Raw genomic sequence first — 20,425 nt, forward strand, 5'->3', positions numbered from 1 at the left:
GAGATATCCCAAAATGGAAAAACAGATCTAAATAATTAATCTGGAATATTCTGCCACAAAATCAGACCGAAACTCTAAAGATTGCATGACTGTTCTGTCATACTGATGTCATAAGTGACTAGGAAAAGCATCTGCTTTCACGCTAAAATTAGCGCACTTCTGTTGAAGTTGTTAAAAAAAGATATATGGTTTCGCTTTGGAAACCCGCAAAAATAAATCCCCTCAGAAGTCCTGTGGTTTTGGTCAGTAAAATTAGGAGCAGCTATGTCCAAGAATGGCTTTGGTCAAATGTATCGCAAGCTTTCAAGTAAGCTACTTGATCTTGTGGTTACCCCTCATGTTCTTGGGGAAGTACCAAGTGAAGTGACAGCACCTGAACCTGATCAGACCGCGGCAGAATCGCGAAAGCTGGTCTGTTACGTTTTACAGAACCATTCGCGTAGTAATGCGTTGGTCGTCGATGCAGAAACCCGCCGTTTAAAGTTGCCAGCTGCGCTCGATCCAATGCAACTGGGCAATAGTAAGGAAAAAGCTTCGCTGCTGTTTTTACAGCATCATGATGAAAATAACCTGCTCAGCTCACCACCGCATGCTTTCCCGCCGCGCCTGTTACGCCTGATTGAAATCCTGGAACAGCATCCTGAACTGGATGTCGAACTGGTACCGGTAACAGTACTTTGGGGACGTGAGCCTGAAAAAGAAGATTCTTGGTTTAAGCTGTTGTTTACCGATACCTGGTCTACACCGAGCCGGGTCAAGCAACTGGTCAATATCGGCCTGCATGGTCGCCAGTCTTATTTAGAATTCCATGAACCGCAGTCTTTACGCGCATTGATTAACTTTGCCAAAGAGACGCATCCAAATTCAGCGCCAGCAACTTATATTGTCAGCACTTTAAATGATTACCTGGATGGTCAGCGTGAAGTCATTCTCGGGCCGGATCTGTCCGACCGCCGTAATGTGATGCATGGTCTGATCAAGTCACCAGATGTACAGGCGGCGATTCGCAATGACAGTATTCGCAGTAAAACCTCGATGCTGGAATCCGAACGTCGTGCCATCGGTTATCTGAACGAAATCGTTTCCGACTATTCTCATTCTACCGTACGTTTTGCCGACAAAGCACTGACCCGCTTATGGACCCAGCTTTATGACGGCGTGGAAGTCCATAATTTCAGTACCGTGCGTGAACTGGCCAAGGATTATGAAATTGTCTATACCCCCTGTCACCGCAGTCATATTGACTATCTGTTATTGTCATATGTGATCTATCGCCGTGGTTTGATGGTGCCGTATATCGCAGCGGGCGACAACCTGAATATGCCTTTTGTCGGCCAGATTTTACGCGGTGGTGGCGCTTTCTTTATTCGCCGTACCTTCCGCGGCAACGCGCTCTATACCACGGTCTTTAAAGAATATCTGTATAGCGTCCTGTCACGTAATACCCCGCTGGAATACTTTATTGAAGGTGGCCGTTCACGTACCGGTCGTTTGCTACCGCCAAAAACCGGGATGCTGGCAATGACCGTGCATGGTCATTTACGTGGCAAGTCCAAACCGATTGTGTTTGTACCGACCTATATCGGCTATGAACGCCTAATGGAAGGTGGTACCTATGTCGGTGAGATGAGTGGTAAGCCAAAAGAAGCCGAGTCTATTTTTGGTATTTTGAAAACCCTGCGCAAGATTGAACGCATTTTTGGCAAGGTGCACCTGAACTTCGGTAAACCGGTATTTCTGGATGATATCCTGAAACAGCATGGTGCAGAAAATATCAAGATCGAAAAGAACGATGATCCGGTTCCACAAGCGGTTTCTGACGCGGTGAATAGCTCTGCACAGGCTATTCTGGAAAATATTAACAGTGCAGTCGTGATCAATCCGGTATCGTTATTATCTTTAATCTTGCTGGCCACGCCAAAACATACGCTGGATGAAGAAATCTGTATCAAGCAGTTGGATACCTATCGCACCTTGCTCACCGCCCTGCCTTATGATGAACGCATGCAGGTCACGCCGCTGTCAGGCAAAGAAATAATTGCCTATGCGATGAAGCTGAAACTGATCAAGCGGGTGAAGCATGTACTGGGCGATATTATTGCGATTGAAGATAATCAGGCGGTTCTGCTGACCTATTTCCGTAATAATATTGTGCATACTTTTATATTGCCATCCCTGATTGCAGCCTTGACTGAACATAACGGCACCATCCGCCGTCATGATGTGGTCAATATCAGCAGCACCCTGTATCCGTTCCTCAAAGCTGAGCTATTTTTAAAATGGCATGAAGATGAGATTCAGGATCAGGTCAATGCCCATATTGATAACCTGATTTCTGCCAAACTGATCACGCAAGATGGTGAAAACCTCATTGCACCTGCACCAAATACAGAAGCGCATCATCAGCTTGAAGTTCTAGCTGCACCAGTAACCCAAAGTCTGGAACGTTACTACATGACTTTGGCACTGATTACCCAGCGTGGTTCTGGCAATATTTCGACCCGTCAGGTCGAAGAGCTGAGTTATCTGGTGGGACAGCGCCTGTCTGTGCTATATGAGTTCAACTCACCTGAGTTCTTCGACAAAGCCCTTTTCCAGAGCTTTATTAAAGTCTTAACCCAAAAAGGTTATCTGTGTACCAATGAAGACAATGCGATTGTCTTTGATGAGCAGCTAACCAATGTGGCTCAATATGCAGATTTGGTACTGGATGAAGTGAAGCTACAAATGCTGCACCACATCACCGACTTTACGGATGAAGAACTGAAAGAAGCTTTGGATGCAGTTGCGGCTGAACAAGCCAAGAAACGCGCGAAGCGGAAGAAGAAGTAAGATTATTTAAGCCCCTAAGCTCCTTCTCCCTCCGCGGTGAAAAGCACTGCTTCGCAAGGGAGATGAGGAAAAATGTTCAAAAAATTCTCCACCTCTCCCTAGCCCTCTCCTAAAAGGAGAGGGAATTTAATCCTCCCTCTCCCCTTCGAGAAAAGGAGGAATGTTCCTCTTTTAAAAGAAGGGCTAAAGATTATTTTTCCATCAACTCCAAATAATCCTCATAACAATCTGGATGCTCTAACTCAAATCCCATTTTCTGCATTCGAGTCGCATAAAGTTTCTTACCTGTCACCTGCCCGCTCTCAACTTTAAGCAAAGGAATCCTCATCTGCTGTTGAAACCATTGCAATATTTCATGCAATAATTTTGGCTGGTTATCGGTCACAATATAAGAAGATTCCGGATGTTCCACGTGAATCATATGTGACAAGAAACGTGATAAATCTTCAATATGAATCCGGTTGGACCAGTGCAGATTCGGATATCTCAACATCGAGGCGGCCATTTTTTGTAGGCGTTCTACCGATGCTCCATAAATCCCACTTGGACGAATGATGGTACATTTCTCAGGATAAGCAGTGAAATAAGCCTGCTCCATCTGCTGCAAGATTTTGCTCTGAGCATCATTCGGGTGAATTTCAGTTTCGTCATCTACGATTTCACCGGAATTTTGCCCATAGACCCGGGTGGATGACACCACCACAATCTGTTTCACCGGATGCTGTTTCAAGGCAGCCACAATAGGCTGAACAGAATCCAGATAGGTTTGCTGATAGCCTTCAACCGTACTTTGTTTTGGACTAAGTAATACATAGACCCAGTCAATCGGTGTAACTGCTGTTAAATCCAGTTTATGCACATCCTGAATCAGATGAGTTGCGAATGAATCTGTTTTGGGACTCTGGCTAATTGTGCTAATTTGATGACCTTGCTCAAATAGTTGTTTAGCCACACGTCGGGATGTTTTACCATAACCGGTAAATAAAATATGCATTGAGCACCGAATCACAAATCTGGTTGAGGGGACATGGCTGCAGTCCATCAGTTACAAGGCGTTGGCAATGCCGCCGCTTCATTACTCGAAAAACTAAATATCTTCAATACTGATGATTTGCTTTTTCATCTACCACGTGACTATGAAGACCGTAGCACGATCATTCCCATGAATCAATTGAGCGTGGGACGCAGTTATCTGCTGGAAGGGATCGTTAAAGGTGTAGATTTTCCACCCGGTAAACGCAAATCTATGGCTGTGCTGCTGGATGATGATTTTGGCAAGGTTACTTTACGTTTTTATCATATCTATAAAGGTATTACTGACCGTTGCAAGCTCGGTAACCGTTTAAGAATTTTTGGTGAAGTGCGGGTCGGTGCGCGCGGTTTGGAAATGTATCATCCCGAGCTGCAAGTCATTACTGAGGACACACCTTTACCTCAAACCCAGCTCACGGCGATTTACCCGGCGACTGAAGGCCTGACCCAGCCCAAAATACGGGATTATATTCAGCAGGCCCTGGCTCAGTATAGCGATCATCTGCCTGAACTGCTGCCAGCAAAATTTAGCAATGGTTATGCGCTGAAACAGGCACTAGAATATATCCATCACCCACCAGTCAATGCCAATATGCTGCAGTTGGCACAAGGCTCACATCCTGCCCAGCAGCGTCTGATCTTTGAAGAACTGGTAGCACATCAGATCAGCTTATTGACCCGGCGTGCCTTTATTCAGCAGGTCGAAGCACCTTCTTTTGTACCAAGTAAAACCTATGCCAAACAGCTTTTAGCCGGTCTGGCTTTTGAAATGACCGATGCACAAAAACGCGTATCCCGAGAAATCGCGCAGGATTTAAAAACCAATAAACCAATGTTGCGTCTGGTACAAGGCGATGTCGGCGCCGGCAAAACACTAGTCGCCGGTGTAGCTGCCTGTCACGCCCTGGAAGAAGGCTGGCAAGTGGCGTTGATGGCACCCACCGAAATTCTGGCCGAGCAGCATTATCTCAACTTTAAACGCTGGTTTGAGCCTTTGGGCTTAAATGTAGCCTGGCTTTCCGGTAAACAAAAAGGCAAAGCCCGCGCCGCAGCAGAACAGGTGATTCGGGATGGGAGCGCCCATCTGGTGATCGGTACCCATGCCCTGTTTCAGGAAAATGTCGAGTTTGCCAAACTGGGTCTGGTGATTATTGATGAACAGCATCGCTTTGGTGTGGATCAGCGCCTTGCTCTCAGAAATAAAGGTCTGGATGGTATGTCACCGCATCAACTGGTGATGAGCGCGACTCCGATTCCACGCACACTGGCCATGTCTGCCTATGGTGATCTGGATACCTCAGTGATTGACGAGCTGCCGCCGGGCCGTACCCCGATTCAGACCGTGACCATTCCATTAGACCGGCGCGAAGAAGTCTTGCAACGGATTGCCAGCAACTGTGCCGAAGGCAAGCAGGCGTATTGGGTCTGTACCTTGGTGGAGCAATCTGAAACGCTGGATGCCCAAGCGGCCGAAGCCACTTTTGCTGAAATCAAAGAACGCTTTCCTGAACTGAATATCGGTCTGGTACACGGCAAAATGAAAGCCGATGAAAAACAGGCGGTGATGCAGCAATTCAAGCAGAATGAATTACAGCTACTCATCGCCACCACAGTCATTGAAGTCGGTGTCGATGTTCCCAATGCCTCCATTATGGTGATTGAAAATGCCGAGCGTTTGGGCTTGTCCCAGTTGCATCAGTTACGGGGCCGGGTCGGCCGTGGTGCCAAGGCCAGTTTTTGCGCCCTGTTGTATAAACACCCGCTATCGCAAAATGGTCAGGAACGCTTAAGAATCATGCGTGAAACCAATGATGGTTTTATGATTGCCGAGAAAGATCTGGAATTGCGTGGTCCGGGGGAACTGCTCGGCACCAAACAGACCGGTGACATGAATTTTCGGGTGGCCAAACTGGAGCGAGATGATCACCTGCTCAGTCAAGCCCATTATGTCGCGCAACAGATGCTCAAGGATTATCCTGATCAGGCCGAAGCATTATTGCAACGCTGGCTACCGGAAGCACCGCGCTATGCCTATGTTTAAACTGCTGCAACATGGCAAATCCTGGCTCACTCGCTTACAGCCCTGTCAGCTGTGTCATAGCGATTCTCAAGCAATTCATTCAGTTTGTCAGGATTGCTGGCAACAATTGCTCTGGACACACAGCACCATTCAACGGCAGGAAATGCAGTTCCAGATTGCCTGCGACTATGCCTACCCGATGGACCGGCTGATTCAACTGTTTAAATATGAACAGAAGCTGCATTTGCAAAATTTACTGGCAGGTGTGCTGTTAAGTTTAGACCTACCTAAAGTCAGTGCAATAGTACCGATGCCGATCTCGAATGAGCGTCTGGCTGAGCGCGGTTATAATCAATCTCTGGTGCTGGCCAAACATGTGGCAAAACAGTTGAATGTACCCATCTGGCAACCTGTTCGACGAATGAAACAACACTCGCAAAAGGGCCTAAGCCGGCTGGAGCGGATTGAAGACATCCAATCACAATTCCAGATCAGTACCATTTCCAAGCTGCGTTACCGTCGGGTGCTGATTATTGATGATGTGGTGACGACCGGCAGCTCGATTCGAGCACTGAGCCAAACACTTGAACAACTGGGCTGTCAAAAAGTTTATGCAGCCTGTCTGGCAGGTGCTCAAATCTGAAAATTTAAGCTTGGGCGAGTAACTGCGACTTCACCCAAGGAATCACAATTTCAGTAGTCAAGGGTGCGAGTCGTACCTCTTTTTCATCCAGATCGACCCATTTCATTTCGGCAATTTCCGCTTCAATTTTTGGTGCTTGATCCAGACTTACCCAATAGACATAACTCACCAGTTGATGATCTGGTTCATTCGCCGTCTGGGTTTCAAAACGCCCAATGAATTGCTGAATCTCTGCCTTTGTACCAATTTCTTCCTGAATTTCACGCAACATCGTTGCTTCTGGTGCTTCATTTGGCTCCAGTTTGCCACCAACCTGCATAAAGCAGGACGTCCCTTTTTTGCGAACCACCAGCAGTTGCTGCGCTTCATTTAAAATAATGGCCGCAGCCACCGTAATCACTTTCATTTATTTTCTACAAATCATGCTGTGGACAGCTTATTTTACAAGATCGGTCTGATCGACCATACCCCATTTCGCTTCGGGCGGCTGATAACTTTCAAATTGGCGCAAAATATCATCCAGATTATCACTGACAATTAAAGCATCGCTAAAGCGCGCTTTGGTAAAACCTTTCTCAGTCGTCATATGGATAAATTTGAGTAAATCATCATAGAAGCCATCTACATTTAAAAAAGCACAAGGCTTTTTATGAATTCCCAACTGTGCCCAGGTCCATTGTTCAAAAATTTCTTCCAGTGTTCCTGCACCACCCGGAATGGCAATAAATCCCTGTGCCAGTTCCGACATGCGGGTTTTACGCTCGTGCATATTATCGACCACAAACAGCTCGGTAATATGCGGATGCGCCAGTTCACGATTGACCAGCTGTCTTGGAATTACGCCAATCACCTTGCCACCAGCAGCCAAAGCACTATCAGCTATAATCCCCATTAAACCGGAGCGACCACCGCCATAGACCAGCGTCTGATGCCTTGCTGCCAAGGTCTGGCCAACCTTTTCGGCAATCTGGGCATAGAGAGGATCCGAGCCCAGTGCTGAACCACAAAAAATTGCGATAGAATTCATCATTTCACTCTCCAATTGACGCTATATTGTACGAAATCGCTGCAAGCGCGTTTTTTCCAAAAATAACTGCTTAATATCAGTGTTTTTATTCAATTCCTTGTCTAAAATACACCCATTCCAATTCACATACTGCGCCAGGGAGAAAAGACAGCATGCTTGAAGCCTTTTACGCCACAGAGCGCGGTAGCTTAGAAGATATCACGATTAACGGTGATTTCGACCTGCATCCAGATTTAGTATGGCTTGATCTGATTGCACCTTCACAAGAAGAGCAGCAATGGATTCTAGATGCCTATGCACAAAACTTACCGACCTTAAAATCGCTGGAAGATATTTCCTCGAGTGCCCGATTTTACCGTGATGATGATGGTATTTTGCATATCAGTACCTATTTTTTAACCAAAAATAAAAACTATCAGGTCGAGAACGAAAACGAAGATGAATCCAGCATGCTGGCGACGGTACAAACTGTGGCATTTATTCTGCATAAGGACCGTCTGTTTACCTTGCGTGGCGAAAAGCTGGTGGCCTTTCGTGCCTTCCGGGCCCGTGCGCGCCGCAATGATTATGAAATCGATTATAAAGATCCAACCTGGATTTTATTGGGTCTGCTCGAAGCCAAACTGGATGAACTGGCCGACATTCTGGAAGACGTCCATAAAGATTTAGAGAAATATTCAACTGAAGTGTTGAATAACCGCCATCGCGAGCAGATTCTTGATCTGGATGACATGATTACCCGTCTGGCTCAACTGGAAGATATGCTCGGTAAAGCGCAGCTCTGTCTGATCGATTTGCGTCGTGTTCTGACTTTCCTGTCTCGTCCACGCGCCTTGGGCAGTCATATTTATGATGCGGATATCCGAGAACTCAGTGAAGATGTTCGCTCGCTGGTTGAACATGATGCCTTCCTGTTCCAGAAAGTGCGTTTCCTGCTCGATACCACGTCCGGATTCATTAACACTGAACAGAACGATACGATTCGTCGATTCTCGATCTTGCCAAGTATGCTTGCGCCGCCGATGCTAATCGCCAGTATTTATGGCATGAATACCGAAGTTCTGCCTTTTGCACAAGGCACTATGAGCTTTATTATGGTCAGTATTATTTTAATCGGCTTTTTGATTGGGCCATTGATTTACTTTAGATGGAAGAAGTGGATTTAATTTCTTCACCCTCTCTCTAACTCTCTCCCATAGGGAGAGAGGACTTCCAATATTTATTGAGATAGTAGTTTTTAAAAATCATCATTTCTATCCATAAATTTAGAGAGGAAGTTCCCTCTCCTTTTAGGAGAGGGTTAGGGTGAGGTCATATTTTAATCCTTCCTAACGTCCTTTTGATAAAGGAAGGACTTTACTTTTAAAATGTATCAACAATAAAAAAGCACCTTTCGGTGCTTTTTTATTTACTGAATGATCTGTAAATCATCCTGTAAATGACAGGCCTGAATGATATTCATCATTTTAGCAGGGACAGCTTTAAACTGTAGTCCTTGCGCTTGAGGCGTCTGGCGCAACCAGCGCACCAATACCGCCAAAGCCAAAGTACTGCCACTTTCAAGCCCAGCCAAGTTGACCACAAGCGGAAACTTGGTCTGTGACTGAACTACACGCAGACCATTGAGGTAATAGTCCTGCGCATTAGCATAGTCAATTTTGCCTGAAACCTGCAATTCCTGATCCTTGAATACAATCACGGCTCACCTATCTGATTATTTCTTGTTCTTGTCGATTGCAGCTTCTGCATCCGGTTTGAAGTTAGCAATAGCCTTATCTATATTACCGCCATTACGTTTGACTGTCGCAGCAAACTGGTTACGGAATTGCAAACCTAGATCGATACCCGATACGTTGATGTTGCGGATTTTCCATTGTGAACCTTTGTCCACCAGCTGAAACGCTACCGGAATTTTCTCGCCTTTATTATTAAAGTCGATGGTTACAACAGGGTTTTTGCTATTGCTAGCCTTGTATGGACGCACGCTATAGGTCTGATTACTAAACTTGGAAAATGCAGAACCATAATTTTCAATCAGCGTTTCACGGAAATTCTTTTCAAACTGCGCGCGCTGTGCAGCAGTACTATACTGGTTCGTCGCATAAGTCCCCATTACAATACGCGTGAAAGACTGTGAATCAATGTATGGATCCAGATTCTGGCGGACAATCGCTTTGACCAGCGCCGGATTGTTCTGCAATTTTGCATTATCAGCTTTGAGGCGCTCAATCAAACCATCTGCCACTTTTTTAATAAAAGCAGGTGGCGCTTCAGACGGTGCAGCAAACACTGTACCAGCAACCATTGTTGAAAAAATGCTTGCTGCAAGCGTTTGTTTTACTAAAGTCTTCACTGAAATCTCCTCAATCTATTATTCAACAAATGCAGGTTCTGCATCAGTCGATTCTGAAACTGTCGCCTGTTCTGGGGCAGTTTCTTGACTATCCGACGATTTACCGGCACCGCCAGTAATAAACTTCGTCACTAAATCTTCAATTTCCATGGTGCCTTGGGTATTGGCAATCTGATCACCGCGTTTCAAATAGTTCAGACCACCACCTGGAATAATTTTCAGGTATTTTTCACCCAATAACCCATTGGTCGCTACCATAATATAAGCATCCTCATCAATATTGGTGATGGATTTCATGTTAGCTAACAGTTGTTTTTCCATGTCTTTTTGTTGCTCAGGTGCAGCCGCAGTATAGTCCGAACTATAACGCAACTCTTCCAGCGCTTCCTGCTGAACCTGCTTTAACTGTTCAGCATTAAAAGAAGTCAATGCGCCATCCAGGGTCATATGCACGGTCGCCAGACGCGTCACTGGATCCAGGGTAATGTCATCTACCTGCCCCACTTTCACACCACTTAATGCCACTTTGGCACGCGGTTTGATCCCATTTACATTTTCAAAAGTCGCTGTCATTTTATAGCTGTCGGAAATATTGTGTCCAACCAGACCACTGACACGCATCGCCAAGAAAAATAAGGCAATACCAAACAAAATAACAAAAACACCAACGGCCAGCTCACTAGTACGTGATTTCATTAAACACCTCCGAACATGACCGCAGTCAACACAAAGTCAAAACCTAAAACGCACAACGAAGAATACACGACTGTACGTGTTGTAGAAGTTGCAATACCTTCCGATGTCGGGACACAGGCATAGCCTTGGTACACCGCAATCCAGGTACAAATTAATGCGAATACAAAACTTTTAATAATGGTGCCATTCAAGACATCTTTATAGAATTGCACGCTGCTTTCCATGCCGCTCCAATAAGCGCCTTCATCGGCACCCAGAAAATCCACCCCGACCATTTTACCGCCCATAATCCCAACTGCAGCAAAGATGACGGAAAGCATTGGCAAGCTAAAAATCCCTGCCCAAAGACGCGGTGAAATTACCCGCTTCAATGGATCGACACCGATCATTTCCATACTGGACAATTGTTCAGTGGCTTTCATCAGGCCAATTTCAGCAGTCAAGGCCGAACCGGCACGTCCTGCAAACAGCAAAGCGGCGACTACAGGTGCCAGCTCACGCAGCAAGGTCAGCGCGACTGCTGTTCCTAGCATCGACTCACTACCAAAGGTCGACAAGATGCTAAACATCTGCAAACCAAGCACGGCTCCAATAAACAGGCCAGAAACCACAATAATCAGCAAGGACAATACCCCAACCCGATACATCTGATAAACAAACAGCTTTACGCCAAGCCAGGTCGGCATGGAAAATAAAATCTGCAATAGCATCAGGGTCGCGACCCCAATTCCCTGTACACGTTCAATAACGCGTCTACCTAATGCGGCAATTGCATTCATGAACGAACCTCATCACTTAAATAAGCTTGATGACTAAACTGATAATCCACCGGACCTTCTACCGAACCGGTCAGGAATTGCTGTACAAAAGCAGACGGATGCGCTTTCAGCTCTGCCGGTGTTCCTTCGCCCTGAATTTTGCCTTCTGCCACCACATAGATGTAGTCCGCAATCGATAAAGTTTCTGCAACATCATGCGAGACAATAATCGTGGTCAAGTCCAGTGCTTCACGTAATGAACGGATCAGACGAGTCAACACCCCCATCACAATCGGATCTTGTCCGGCAAAGGGTTCATCGTACATGATCAGCTCAGGATCTAGCGCAATCGCACGGGCCAAAGCCACGCGTCGGTTCATACCACCGGATAGTTCAGATGGCATCATCTGTTCTGCACCACGTAAACCGACTGATTCCAGCTTCAGTGCCACGATTTCCTTAATCAGATGTTCCGGCAATTTGGTATGTGCCCGAATCGGAAATGCGACATTTTCATACACGCTCATATCGGTAAACAAAGCACCACTCTGAAACAGCATGCCCATCCGTGCACGTGCTGAAAAAAGTTCGGAACGTGACATCGTGGCAATATCTTTGCCGTCCAGTAAAACCTGACCGTGCTCAGGAACCAGCTGCCCACCAATCAACCTCAATAAAGTGGTTTTACCAGTACCGGATGGTCCCATAATGGCGGTAATCTGCCCACGACGAATACTTAAACTCACGTCGTCATAAATCACGCGCTCACCCCGCTTGAAGCTCAGATTCTTGACTTCAATCAGAGATTGAGTATCTCGCGCTGTTTGATTTTTCATAGCTGAGTTTATTCCTGCATTTTTTCAGCATGCATACTATAAAGGAACGAAGTTCAAAATGTTAGCAGTTGAAAAAGATGGGTTAATATCATAATAAAATGACAATAATTGAATATTTCGGATTTTTTATAGTAAAAATATGTACTTAGGCTTAAGCCAGGTACATTGATTAATTAAAAAGACTGTATAAATAATAGATAATATTACATAAAATCAAAGTCAATGCGATATATGGCATATACACCTCTATCAATTGAGATCGAACAGTTAAGCTTTTCATATTAATAATTATCATAACCCTGACAAAATATGATTTAGTAGACATTTTACGTTAAAAAGCAAAAAACTCAATGCATAAAAAAACCGGTATTTCTACCGGTTTTTTTATCTTCATCTAGCGACTGAATTAGTCGTTAAATTTACGACGTGGACGATCTTCACCACCGAACGAACGTTCACCACGTGGCTTGTCATCAAAGTTGCGACGTACTGGACGATCACCGAAATCACGCTTTGGACGGTCATCACCGAATGAACGCGCTGGACGATCACCGAAACCACCTTCACGACGTGGAGCTGGACGATCACCAAAATCACGTTTTGGACGATCACCATAACCGCCTTCACGAGCTGGTTTATAATCTACACGGTTGCCACGGTTGTCATCATTAGAACGAGGACGGTCACCAAAACCACCTTCACGACGTGGAGCTGGACGATCACCGAAGTCACGCTTTGGACGGTCATCAAACGAACGTTGTGGACGATCACCGAAACCGCCTTCACGACGTGGAGCTGGACGATCACCGAAGTCACGCTTTGGACGGTCATCAAAAGAACGTTGTGGACGATCACCAAAACCGCCTTCACGACGTGGAGCTGGACGATCACCAAAGTCACGACGTGGACGATCTTCGCCAAATGCTGGACGTTCGCCACGAGGTTTGTCATCGAAGCTACGACGTGGACGATCATCACCGCCTTCACGACGTTTGAAGTTGCTTTCGCCTTCAAAACGACGACCACCACCGAAACCACCACGACCGCCATCACGACGACCGCCATCACGGCCACGACCGCGACCAGCGCCATCACGGCTACCACGTGCAGGAGGTGGAGATGGCTCAAGACCTTCAATTTCAGATACGTTTAGACGCGCATCAAGGAAGTCTTCTAAAGCACGGATTTTACCGCGTTCACGATAAGTCGCCAAAGTAATGGCTTTACCAGTACGACCCGCACGACCTGTACGACCGATACGATGTACATAGTCTTCGTTCTTCATTGGAAGACCGAAGTTGATTACGTGTGAAATAGTTGGTACGTCAAGACCACGTGCTGCAACGTCAGTTGCAACCAAGATCTTCGCACGACCTTCACGGATGCTGCGTAAACGACGGTTACGAACAGTTTGTGGCATAGCACCGTGAAGCGCTACAACTGATAAACCTGCTTCAGCAAGTTCTTCAGCCAACATATCTGTGTCTTCTTGAGTTGACGCAAATACAACTGCTTGATCAACTTCTTCTTCGTTCAACCAGTGAGTAAGAAGTTTTTTCTTGTGCTCGAAACCGTCAGTCCAATGCAAAGTCTGAGTAATATCAGTATTTGTAGAGTGACCAGTTTCGATCGAAATACGCATTGGATCATTCATCATGCGTTCTGCAAGTGTAATGATACGTGGTGCAAAAGTCGCAGAGAACATAAGAGTTTGTTTGCGGTTTGCAGCCAACTCACCAATTGCTTCTAAGTCTTCAGAGAAACCTAGGTCAAGCATACGGTCAGCTTCATCAACGATTAACGCGTCAACTTTATCCAATTTGATTTGACGACGATTCACCAAGTCAAGTAGACGACCTGGAGTTGCAACAACAACTTGCGCGCCTTTTAACTGTTGAATTTGCTTACCGAAAGGCATACCGCCCATGATTGCCGCAATACGCACGCCTTTCATGTGACGTACAAATGCAATCGCGTCTTGACATACCTGTTGTGCCAATTCACGAGTTGGTGAAATCACCAAAATATTCGGTTGAGTAACCGCTTTCATACGGTCTTTAAACGGTACTAATGTATCTTGGTTTGCCAACGCATTTAACGTAGGCAGTAAGAATGCAGCAGTTTTACCAGAACCTGTTTGGCTTGACACAAGAAGGTCTTTGCCTTCAAGCGCAGCTGGAATCGCTTGTTCTTGTACAGGAGTAGGAGTAGTAAAGCCTAAAGCGTCGAGAGCCTGGGTTAGAGATTCATCGAGGGAAAAATCAGCAAAAGTTTTGCTCATAGAGAGTATTCACCCTGAAGTGGGTGCTCCATTTAATAAATAACAATTATGGACATCGGCAAAAAGCGGCACAGCAAATAATGCTGAAAATATTAGGATTCAGCAGCGATCCGAGTAACGACGATGTGGATATAACGCACGCATGATTACGGCCGCAAACCTGAAGGAATCGCTTAAGCGATTGGGGCGCGAAGGATATGTCCTCTCTATGGACAGCACGCGCATACAATGATTAGAAGATAGTGTTCAGGTAAAGAACAGAAATTAAGTGCGTGGCGGAATTATAGCAGAATATTCCACAATGTCATTAAGTTTTAAAACTAATTTCCCTTATTCTTAATTTATCTATATATTTCTAATACTTAAAATACAATAAAAAATGTAACAGTCGGTATAAAAAGTTACTTTTCGCCAATTCACCTGATATTTCCAGTATTCAGGCATAGACAAACAATCTTGCATCAGTCTCTCGCGACTTAAATTTCCATGCATAAAAAAGGCATCCCGAAGGACGCCTTTTCTCAATATTAGATCTGATTCATCTAAACCCGATTATTTTGCTGCTTCGCCCCAAGCAGGAACAACTGCTTGCATTAAAGGCTTAAGCATTTTCATTGAACAAGCCAAAACTTGACCATTTTCCATAGAGTCGCTACCACCACGTGCATCAACTACAGTACCGCCTGCTTCTTTCACGATCAATTCGCCAGCTGCGATATCCCAAGGCTTTAAACCAAGTTCGAAATAACCATCGAAACGACCTGCAGCAACATAGGCTAAATCCAATGCTGCAGAACCTGAACGACGATATTGCGCGCCAGCTTCAGTTACGTTTAACAGGGTTTGAAAATGATTCTTGGCATAAGACACAACTTCGCCATTACGCTTGGCACGATAAGCGTGACCAACAGCCATAAAGGTATTTTCCAGGCTGTCTTTGACATTCACACGAATACGGCGCTGGTTCATCATGGCACCACGGCCACGACTGGCAGAGAATAGCTCATCTTTCACCGGATCATAAATCACCCCGTGTTGAGTAATGCCTTTGTGCTGAACTGCGATAGAGATACAGAAATGCGGGAAACCGTTAATGAAGTTTAAAGTACCATCTAACGGATCGATCACCCAACACCAATCGGCGTCATGACCTTTACCTTCCTGATAGCCAAACTCTTCACCAAGGAAACTGTGATTTTTATAGCTTTTACGTAGGGTATCGATGGTCAACTGTTCCAAATAACGATCTACACGCGTTACCGGACCATCAATTCCTTTTTCTTCGACTTGTAGATCGAGTTTATGACGATTCTGATGCGCTTTTAAAAGCTCTTGACCAACTAACTGAGCCGCACGCGCAGCCATCACCACCATAGGTTCCATTGAACACCCACTACAAATTTGAAGACACTGATAAAGAATAATGCATAAAAGCCCCGATATCTTAGCAAATATCAGGGCTTTTTTGGGAAAAATGTGTCTAAAATTTTTAAGATATTATGACAAAACGCTTTGTCCGAGGCTAGACCAAGCCTGATTGATCGATTTTTCAATGCCTTGCGCATCCAGACCCGCCTGCTGCAACATCTGTGCATGGGTCGCTTGCGCCATAAATGTATCATCCAGACCCAAATTCAGCATCGGTTTGACAATCTGTGCTTCTGCCATATATTCATTCACGGCACTGCCAGCGCCGCCCATCACTGCATGTTCTTCTACCGTGACAAACAGACTGGTGCTTAAAGCGAGATCATCGAGCATTTGAGTATCGAGTGGCTTGACAAAACGCATGTTGATTACACGCACGCCAATTTCATGTTTCACTGCAAAGGCTTCAGCTGCGTCGACTGCGGACTGTACCCGGCTACCAAAGGCCAGTACAGAAATATATTCGTCATATTGTCCATTAAAGCTGGCCACAATTTCCGCCTGACCGATTGGAATCTCGATCATTTTTTGCTGAATCTCAACGCCCAGTCCATTGCCACGCGGATAACGTACCGCTGCCGGCCCTGGGTATAAATATGCAGTATGCAACATTTGACGGCATTCATTTTCGTCTTTCGGCGCCATGATCACGATATTCGGAATGGTACGCATATAGGCATAGTCATATGCACCGGCATGCGTCGGGCCATCTTCACCGACCAGCCCCGCACGATCAATACCGAAAGTAACATCCAGATTCTGCAAAGCCACGTCGTGTACCAGTTGGTCATAACCGCGTTGCAGGAAAGTCGAGTAAATTGCAACCACCGGCTTTAAGCCTTCACAAGCCATACCGGCAGCCAGTGTGACTGCATGCTGTTCAGCAATTGCTACATCAAAGAAACGTTCCGGATACTCTTTGGCAAACTTCACCATGCCTGAGCCTTCGCACATGGCAGGTGTGATTGCGAGCAAACATGCATCTTGTGCCGCTTCATCGCAAAGCCATTGTCCAAATACATCCGAATATTTCGGCGCAGTATTGCTGGCAGCAACGGCATTGAGTTTGCTAATCGCGTGATATTTGATTTGATCCGATTCTGCCGGAGCAAAGCCCTTGCCTTTTTTGGTATAGATATGAATCAGGCGTGGACCTTTACGCTTTTTCAGCGCATTAAAGACATGCACCAGCTGTTTGACATCATGACCATCGTATGGGCCAAAATAGTCAAAGCCAATGGCTTGGAATAAGTTATCTGCAGCATCGGTTGCCGCACTGTGCAAACGCGAGTTATACAACCATTCCGGATGTGGCTGTACATATGCCTCACCCTGCTCGGTAACATTAACGAATTCACCGCGCTCCCAAATGGCAGCCAGATGTTTGGCAAAACCACCGGTACTGCAAGAAATCGACATATCATTGTCGTTCAGCACCACCATCAGATCAGCACTGTGTGCCACAGCATCATTCAAGGCTTCAAAGGCCATACCTGCCGTCATGGCACCATCGCCAATAATCGACACAACTTCACACGGATTATTCTGGTAACGACGTGCCAGCGCCATCCCTAGGCCAGCAGAAATCGCCGTCGAAGAATGCCCTACCCCGAAGGTATCAAATTCAGATTCTTCACGAGCCGGAAATGCAGCCAGACCATCTTTGGCACGAATGGTGGTGAGCTGTTCACGACGACCAGTCAACACTTTATGCGGATAGGCCTGATGACCCACATCCCAGATCAGGCGATCATGTGGCGTATTAAAGCAATAGTGTAAGGCCACGGTGAGTTCAATCACACCGAGGTTGGCACCAAAATGTCCGCCACTTTGCCCGGCAGCATACAAAATGAATTGACGTAACTCATCCGCCACTTGTTCTAGCTGGCTTTGCTCGAGTGCACGCAGTTGCTCAGGATGATTGATCGCATCAAGCAACGGTGTTACAGGGCGTTGAGTTGGGATTTCTGTATACAGCATATTATGGCAAAGCCTTCTAAAGCCTGGCAAATCTAAAGCTAGGTCAATGGGGAGTACCCGATCATATAGCTGAATTGTAGCAGCTTCAATTCAGCTACGCTTCTAGCGATGCAATATTAAACAATGATCTCGTCGGGGTGAAAAAATTGCAGCCTACGATTATCCTGAATAATCTTACTATTTATCAACTATTATCGTTCGCTTTCTACAAAAAAGAAAATCTATTGCAGAATTTCGACTTTGCAATTCTACCAATGTTCAATCATTACGCTATACTTTAGCCAATTTCAGGATTTAACGGGTTCAGCTGTGCCAATCGAATTTGTCGCAACGTCAAGATTACCTACCGCTCACGGTGAATTTAAAATTACTGTATTTCAAGACCCTAAGACTGGCGAAGAACATGTCGCACTTTCCAAAGGACTTGAAGAAGTATCAGATGAGCCTGTAGTGGTGCGTGTGCATTCTGAATGTTTAACCGGTGATGCCTTTGCTTCACTCAAATGCGACTGTGGCCCGCAATTGCAAGCGACTTTAAAACTGATCAATGAATTAGGCCGCGGAGTCATTCTGTATTTGCGTCAGGAAGGTCGTGGCATTGGCCTGACCAATAAAATTCGCGCTTATGCCCTGCAAGATCAGGGACATGACACCGTAGATGCCAATTTAATGCTGAACCTGCCAGCAGATGCACGCCAGTATGATATGTGCAGCATCATGCTGGATCATTTACAGGTGAAAGCAGTACGCCTGGTGACCAATAACCCTTCTAAAATTGAGGCTTTAAAAGCCCAGGGAATTAACGTGATCGATCGTGTGCCTTTGACTGTGGGTTTAAACCCTTTTAATGAACAATATCTCAAGACCAAGCACGAACGCATGGCACATCTTTATAAAAAGGATGATTTTTAATATTTTTAAAACCCTGTCCTACCTTATTTTAACTTAACCACTCCAAACCTCCCTTTCTTGCGCTTCGACTTAAAGCAATGCTTAAATCTTGCTCGGGGAGGTTTTCCCTATCTTTCTTAAAAATGGGGTTAGGGGAAGATTAAATCGTCATCGAGAAAATCCGGTTCTCCGGTATGCGTCGATTTAAACGTAAATCAAAAGCCATACAAACATTGCGTACAAATGGTTTCCCTTTCTCCAGAATCGTGACTGACGAGTCTAAAAATTGAATCAAACCATCCTGTGCCATTTCGTCAAGCTGTTCCAAAACCTCATCAATTTCAGGGAAAAGCATCTCGGAATTTTCCCATGAGGTGCTAAAGCTGCACATCAAATTTAGAATATGTTGCCGGATGATCAAATCTTCCTGATTTAAGACATGTCCTTTAAATACCGGAATTTCATTGCGCGCCAGGCATTCATAATATTCTTCAATGGTTTTCACATTCTGCGCAAAGCTGTACCAGCTATCACTGATTGAAGAAATGCCTAGCCCAATCATCACCTGGGTTTTAGAGGCTGTGTATCCCATAAAGTTGCGGTGCAATGTTCCCGCTTGAAAGGACTGGTACATCGCATCTTTCTCTAAGGCAAAATGATCCATACCGATTTCATGATAGCCATGTGCCAGAAGTTTCTTTTTACCCGCTTCATAGCATTCCCGTTTGATCGCATCTTTGGGCACATCGGCATCTTTAAAACCGCGCTGACCATTACCTTTAATCCAGGGCACATGGGCATAGCTATATAAAGCCAGACGGTCCGGCAAGAGTGAATTGGTTTGTTCAATGGTATTTAAGACATCTTCCAGACTTTGAAATGGCAGACCAAAGACCAGATCATGCGAAATCGACTCATAGCCAATTTCTCGTGCCCATTCAGTCACCTGTTTGACATTTTCATAAGGCTGAATGCGGTGAATCGCCTTTTGCACGGTTTCATTATAATCTTGCACCCCATAACTGACCCGACGAAAACCAAGATCATACAATCCTTGTAGATGCTCACGCGTGGTATTATTGGGATGGCCTTCAAAACTGAATTCATGTACAGGCGCTACGTCGGCTTGGGCCAGAATGCCTTGAATCAGTTGAGCCAGATGCGCCATTGAAAAAAATGTCGGCGTTCCCCCGCCCAAATGAATCTCTTTAATGATGGGCTTTTCTTGTAATAGCTCACAATATAAATCCCATTCTTTCAGCAGTGCCTGAATATAAGGTTGTTCGACTTCATGGCGTTTGGTCACGCGCTTATGACACCCGCAGAAGGTACACAGGCTTTCGCAAAATGGCAGGTGGATATACAAGCTAATGCCTTCGCTTTGATTGGATTCATCAAAAGACTTTTTTAGCGTTTGCTTCCATTGTTCCAGCGAGAAATTCTGCTCTTCCCAATACGGAACAGTGGGATAACTGGTATAGCGTGGCCCGGGAACATTATATTTTTGAATCAGGGAATTGACCTGTACCAACATGACACCCACCTATTACCGTCGAGAAATGCTCAAGCCAATGAGCGCTTGTGAGTTATTGTGCTGAGCTTGGAAAAAGAATTCAACCTAGCCATTTGGTCGGATTTAATGACGTAT

At 45.4% G+C, this 20,425-nt stretch carries 17 protein-coding genes; 5 read left to right on the top strand and 12 right to left on the bottom strand.

Annotated features, from left to right (window positions below; genetic code table 11):
- The first annotated feature begins 264 nt into the window (after positions 1–264).
- Entirely contained in the window at positions 265–2,832 is a 2,568-nt protein-coding gene (gene plsB / locus BFN00_RS07300; RefSeq protein ID WP_071850886.1) for a glycerol-3-phosphate 1-O-acyltransferase PlsB, read from the top strand.
- A gap of 190 nt (positions 2,833–3,022) precedes the next feature.
- On the opposite strand, the gene BFN00_RS07305 is transcribed toward plsB, so the two are convergent.
- Positions 3,023–3,826, bottom strand: coding sequence for an NAD-dependent epimerase/dehydratase family protein (locus BFN00_RS07305; protein WP_071850888.1), 804 nt, complete (start codon positions 3,824–3,826; stop codon positions 3,023–3,025).
- A gap of 33 nt (positions 3,827–3,859) precedes the next feature.
- On the opposite strand from BFN00_RS07305, the gene recG reads away from it, so the two are divergent.
- Both recG and BFN00_RS07315 read left to right on the top strand, forming a co-directional pair.
- Positions 3,860–5,905, top strand: a complete 2,046-nt coding sequence (gene recG, locus BFN00_RS07310; protein ID WP_071850890.1) for an ATP-dependent DNA helicase RecG — start codon at positions 3,860–3,862, stop codon at positions 5,903–5,905.
- Positions 5,892–6,527, top strand: a complete 636-nt coding sequence (locus tag BFN00_RS07315; RefSeq protein WP_071850892.1) for a ComF family protein — start codon at positions 5,892–5,894, stop codon at positions 6,525–6,527. The genes recG and BFN00_RS07315 overlap by 14 nt, the downstream gene beginning before the upstream one ends.
- Positions 6,528–6,531: 4 nt before the next feature.
- Here the strand turns inward: BFN00_RS07315 and BFN00_RS07320 are convergent, their stop codons facing one another.
- Positions 6,532–6,933 carry an NUDIX hydrolase gene (locus BFN00_RS07320; RefSeq protein WP_071850894.1) on the bottom strand — a complete coding sequence of 134 codons (402 nt, stop codon included), beginning with the start codon at positions 6,931–6,933 and terminating at the stop codon, positions 6,532–6,534.
- A gap of 30 nt (positions 6,934–6,963) precedes the next feature.
- Complete coding sequence (locus tag BFN00_RS07325) at positions 6,964–7,554, bottom strand: LOG family protein (protein ID WP_004732303.1); 591 nt, start codon at positions 7,552–7,554, stop codon at positions 6,964–6,966.
- A 152-nt stretch (positions 7,555–7,706) separates the two neighbouring features.
- On the opposite strand from BFN00_RS07325, the gene BFN00_RS07330 reads away from it, so the two are divergent.
- Positions 7,707–8,720 carry a CorA family divalent cation transporter gene (locus BFN00_RS07330; protein ID WP_005248226.1) on the top strand — a complete coding sequence of 338 codons (1,014 nt, stop codon included), beginning with the start codon at positions 7,707–7,709 and terminating at the stop codon, positions 8,718–8,720.
- Between the two features lie 242 nt (positions 8,721–8,962).
- On the opposite strand, the gene BFN00_RS07335 is transcribed toward BFN00_RS07330, so the two are convergent.
- The 8 genes from BFN00_RS07335 to dxs all read right to left on the bottom strand — a co-directional run bounded on the left by BFN00_RS07335 (position 8,963) and on the right by dxs (position 17,886).
- On the bottom strand, positions 8,963–9,253 hold the full coding sequence (locus BFN00_RS07335; RefSeq protein WP_071850897.1) for an STAS domain-containing protein: 291 nt from the start codon (positions 9,251–9,253) through the stop codon (positions 8,963–8,965).
- Positions 9,254–9,268: 15 nt separating this feature from the next.
- Positions 9,269–9,907: an MlaC/ttg2D family ABC transporter substrate-binding protein gene (locus tag BFN00_RS07340; RefSeq protein WP_071850898.1), complete on the bottom strand. Its 639-nt coding sequence runs from the start codon at positions 9,905–9,907 to the stop codon at positions 9,269–9,271.
- Positions 9,908–9,925: 18 nt separating this feature from the next.
- Entirely contained in the window at positions 9,926–10,603 is a 678-nt protein-coding gene (gene mlaD / locus BFN00_RS07345; RefSeq protein ID WP_071850900.1) for an outer membrane lipid asymmetry maintenance protein MlaD, read from the bottom strand.
- Positions 10,603–11,382 (bottom strand): lipid asymmetry maintenance ABC transporter permease subunit MlaE, encoded by a 780-nt coding sequence (gene mlaE / locus BFN00_RS07350; RefSeq protein WP_005248230.1) that lies wholly within the window; start codon positions 11,380–11,382, stop codon positions 10,603–10,605. Before mlaE ends, mlaD begins: the two co-directional genes overlap by 1 nt.
- Positions 11,379–12,197, bottom strand: coding sequence for an ABC transporter ATP-binding protein (locus tag BFN00_RS07355; protein ID WP_004281532.1), 819 nt, complete (start codon positions 12,195–12,197; stop codon positions 11,379–11,381). Before BFN00_RS07355 ends, mlaE begins: the two co-directional genes overlap by 4 nt.
- Before the next feature lie 406 nt (positions 12,198–12,603).
- On the bottom strand, positions 12,604–14,478 hold the full coding sequence (locus tag BFN00_RS07360) for a DEAD/DEAH box helicase (protein ID WP_071850902.1): 1,875 nt from the start codon (positions 14,476–14,478) through the stop codon (positions 12,604–12,606).
- A 552-nt stretch (positions 14,479–15,030) separates the two neighbouring features.
- Positions 15,031–15,861: an inositol monophosphatase family protein gene (locus BFN00_RS07365; RefSeq protein ID WP_004281534.1), complete on the bottom strand. Its 831-nt coding sequence runs from the start codon at positions 15,859–15,861 to the stop codon at positions 15,031–15,033.
- A 114-nt stretch (positions 15,862–15,975) separates the two neighbouring features.
- Entirely contained in the window at positions 15,976–17,886 is a 1,911-nt protein-coding gene (gene dxs, locus BFN00_RS07370; protein WP_071850904.1) for a 1-deoxy-D-xylulose-5-phosphate synthase, read from the bottom strand.
- A gap of 309 nt (positions 17,887–18,195) precedes the next feature.
- Between dxs and ribA the strand changes: the two genes are divergently transcribed.
- The gene (ribA, locus tag BFN00_RS07375; RefSeq protein ID WP_004645027.1) at positions 18,196–18,798 is read left to right on the top strand and encodes a GTP cyclohydrolase II; all 603 of its coding nucleotides are present in this window, start codon (positions 18,196–18,198) and stop codon (positions 18,796–18,798) included.
- A gap of 139 nt (positions 18,799–18,937) precedes the next feature.
- Here the strand turns inward: ribA and hemN are convergent, their stop codons facing one another.
- On the bottom strand, positions 18,938–20,311 hold the full coding sequence (gene hemN / locus BFN00_RS07380) for an oxygen-independent coproporphyrinogen III oxidase (RefSeq protein ID WP_071850906.1): 1,374 nt from the start codon (positions 20,309–20,311) through the stop codon (positions 18,938–18,940).
- Positions 20,312–20,425 lie beyond the last annotated feature (114 nt).

It is taken from the genome of Acinetobacter sp. AR2-3 (assembly GCF_001878775.1).
Taxonomy (GTDB): Bacteria; Pseudomonadota; Gammaproteobacteria; order Pseudomonadales; family Moraxellaceae; genus Acinetobacter; species Acinetobacter lwoffii_D.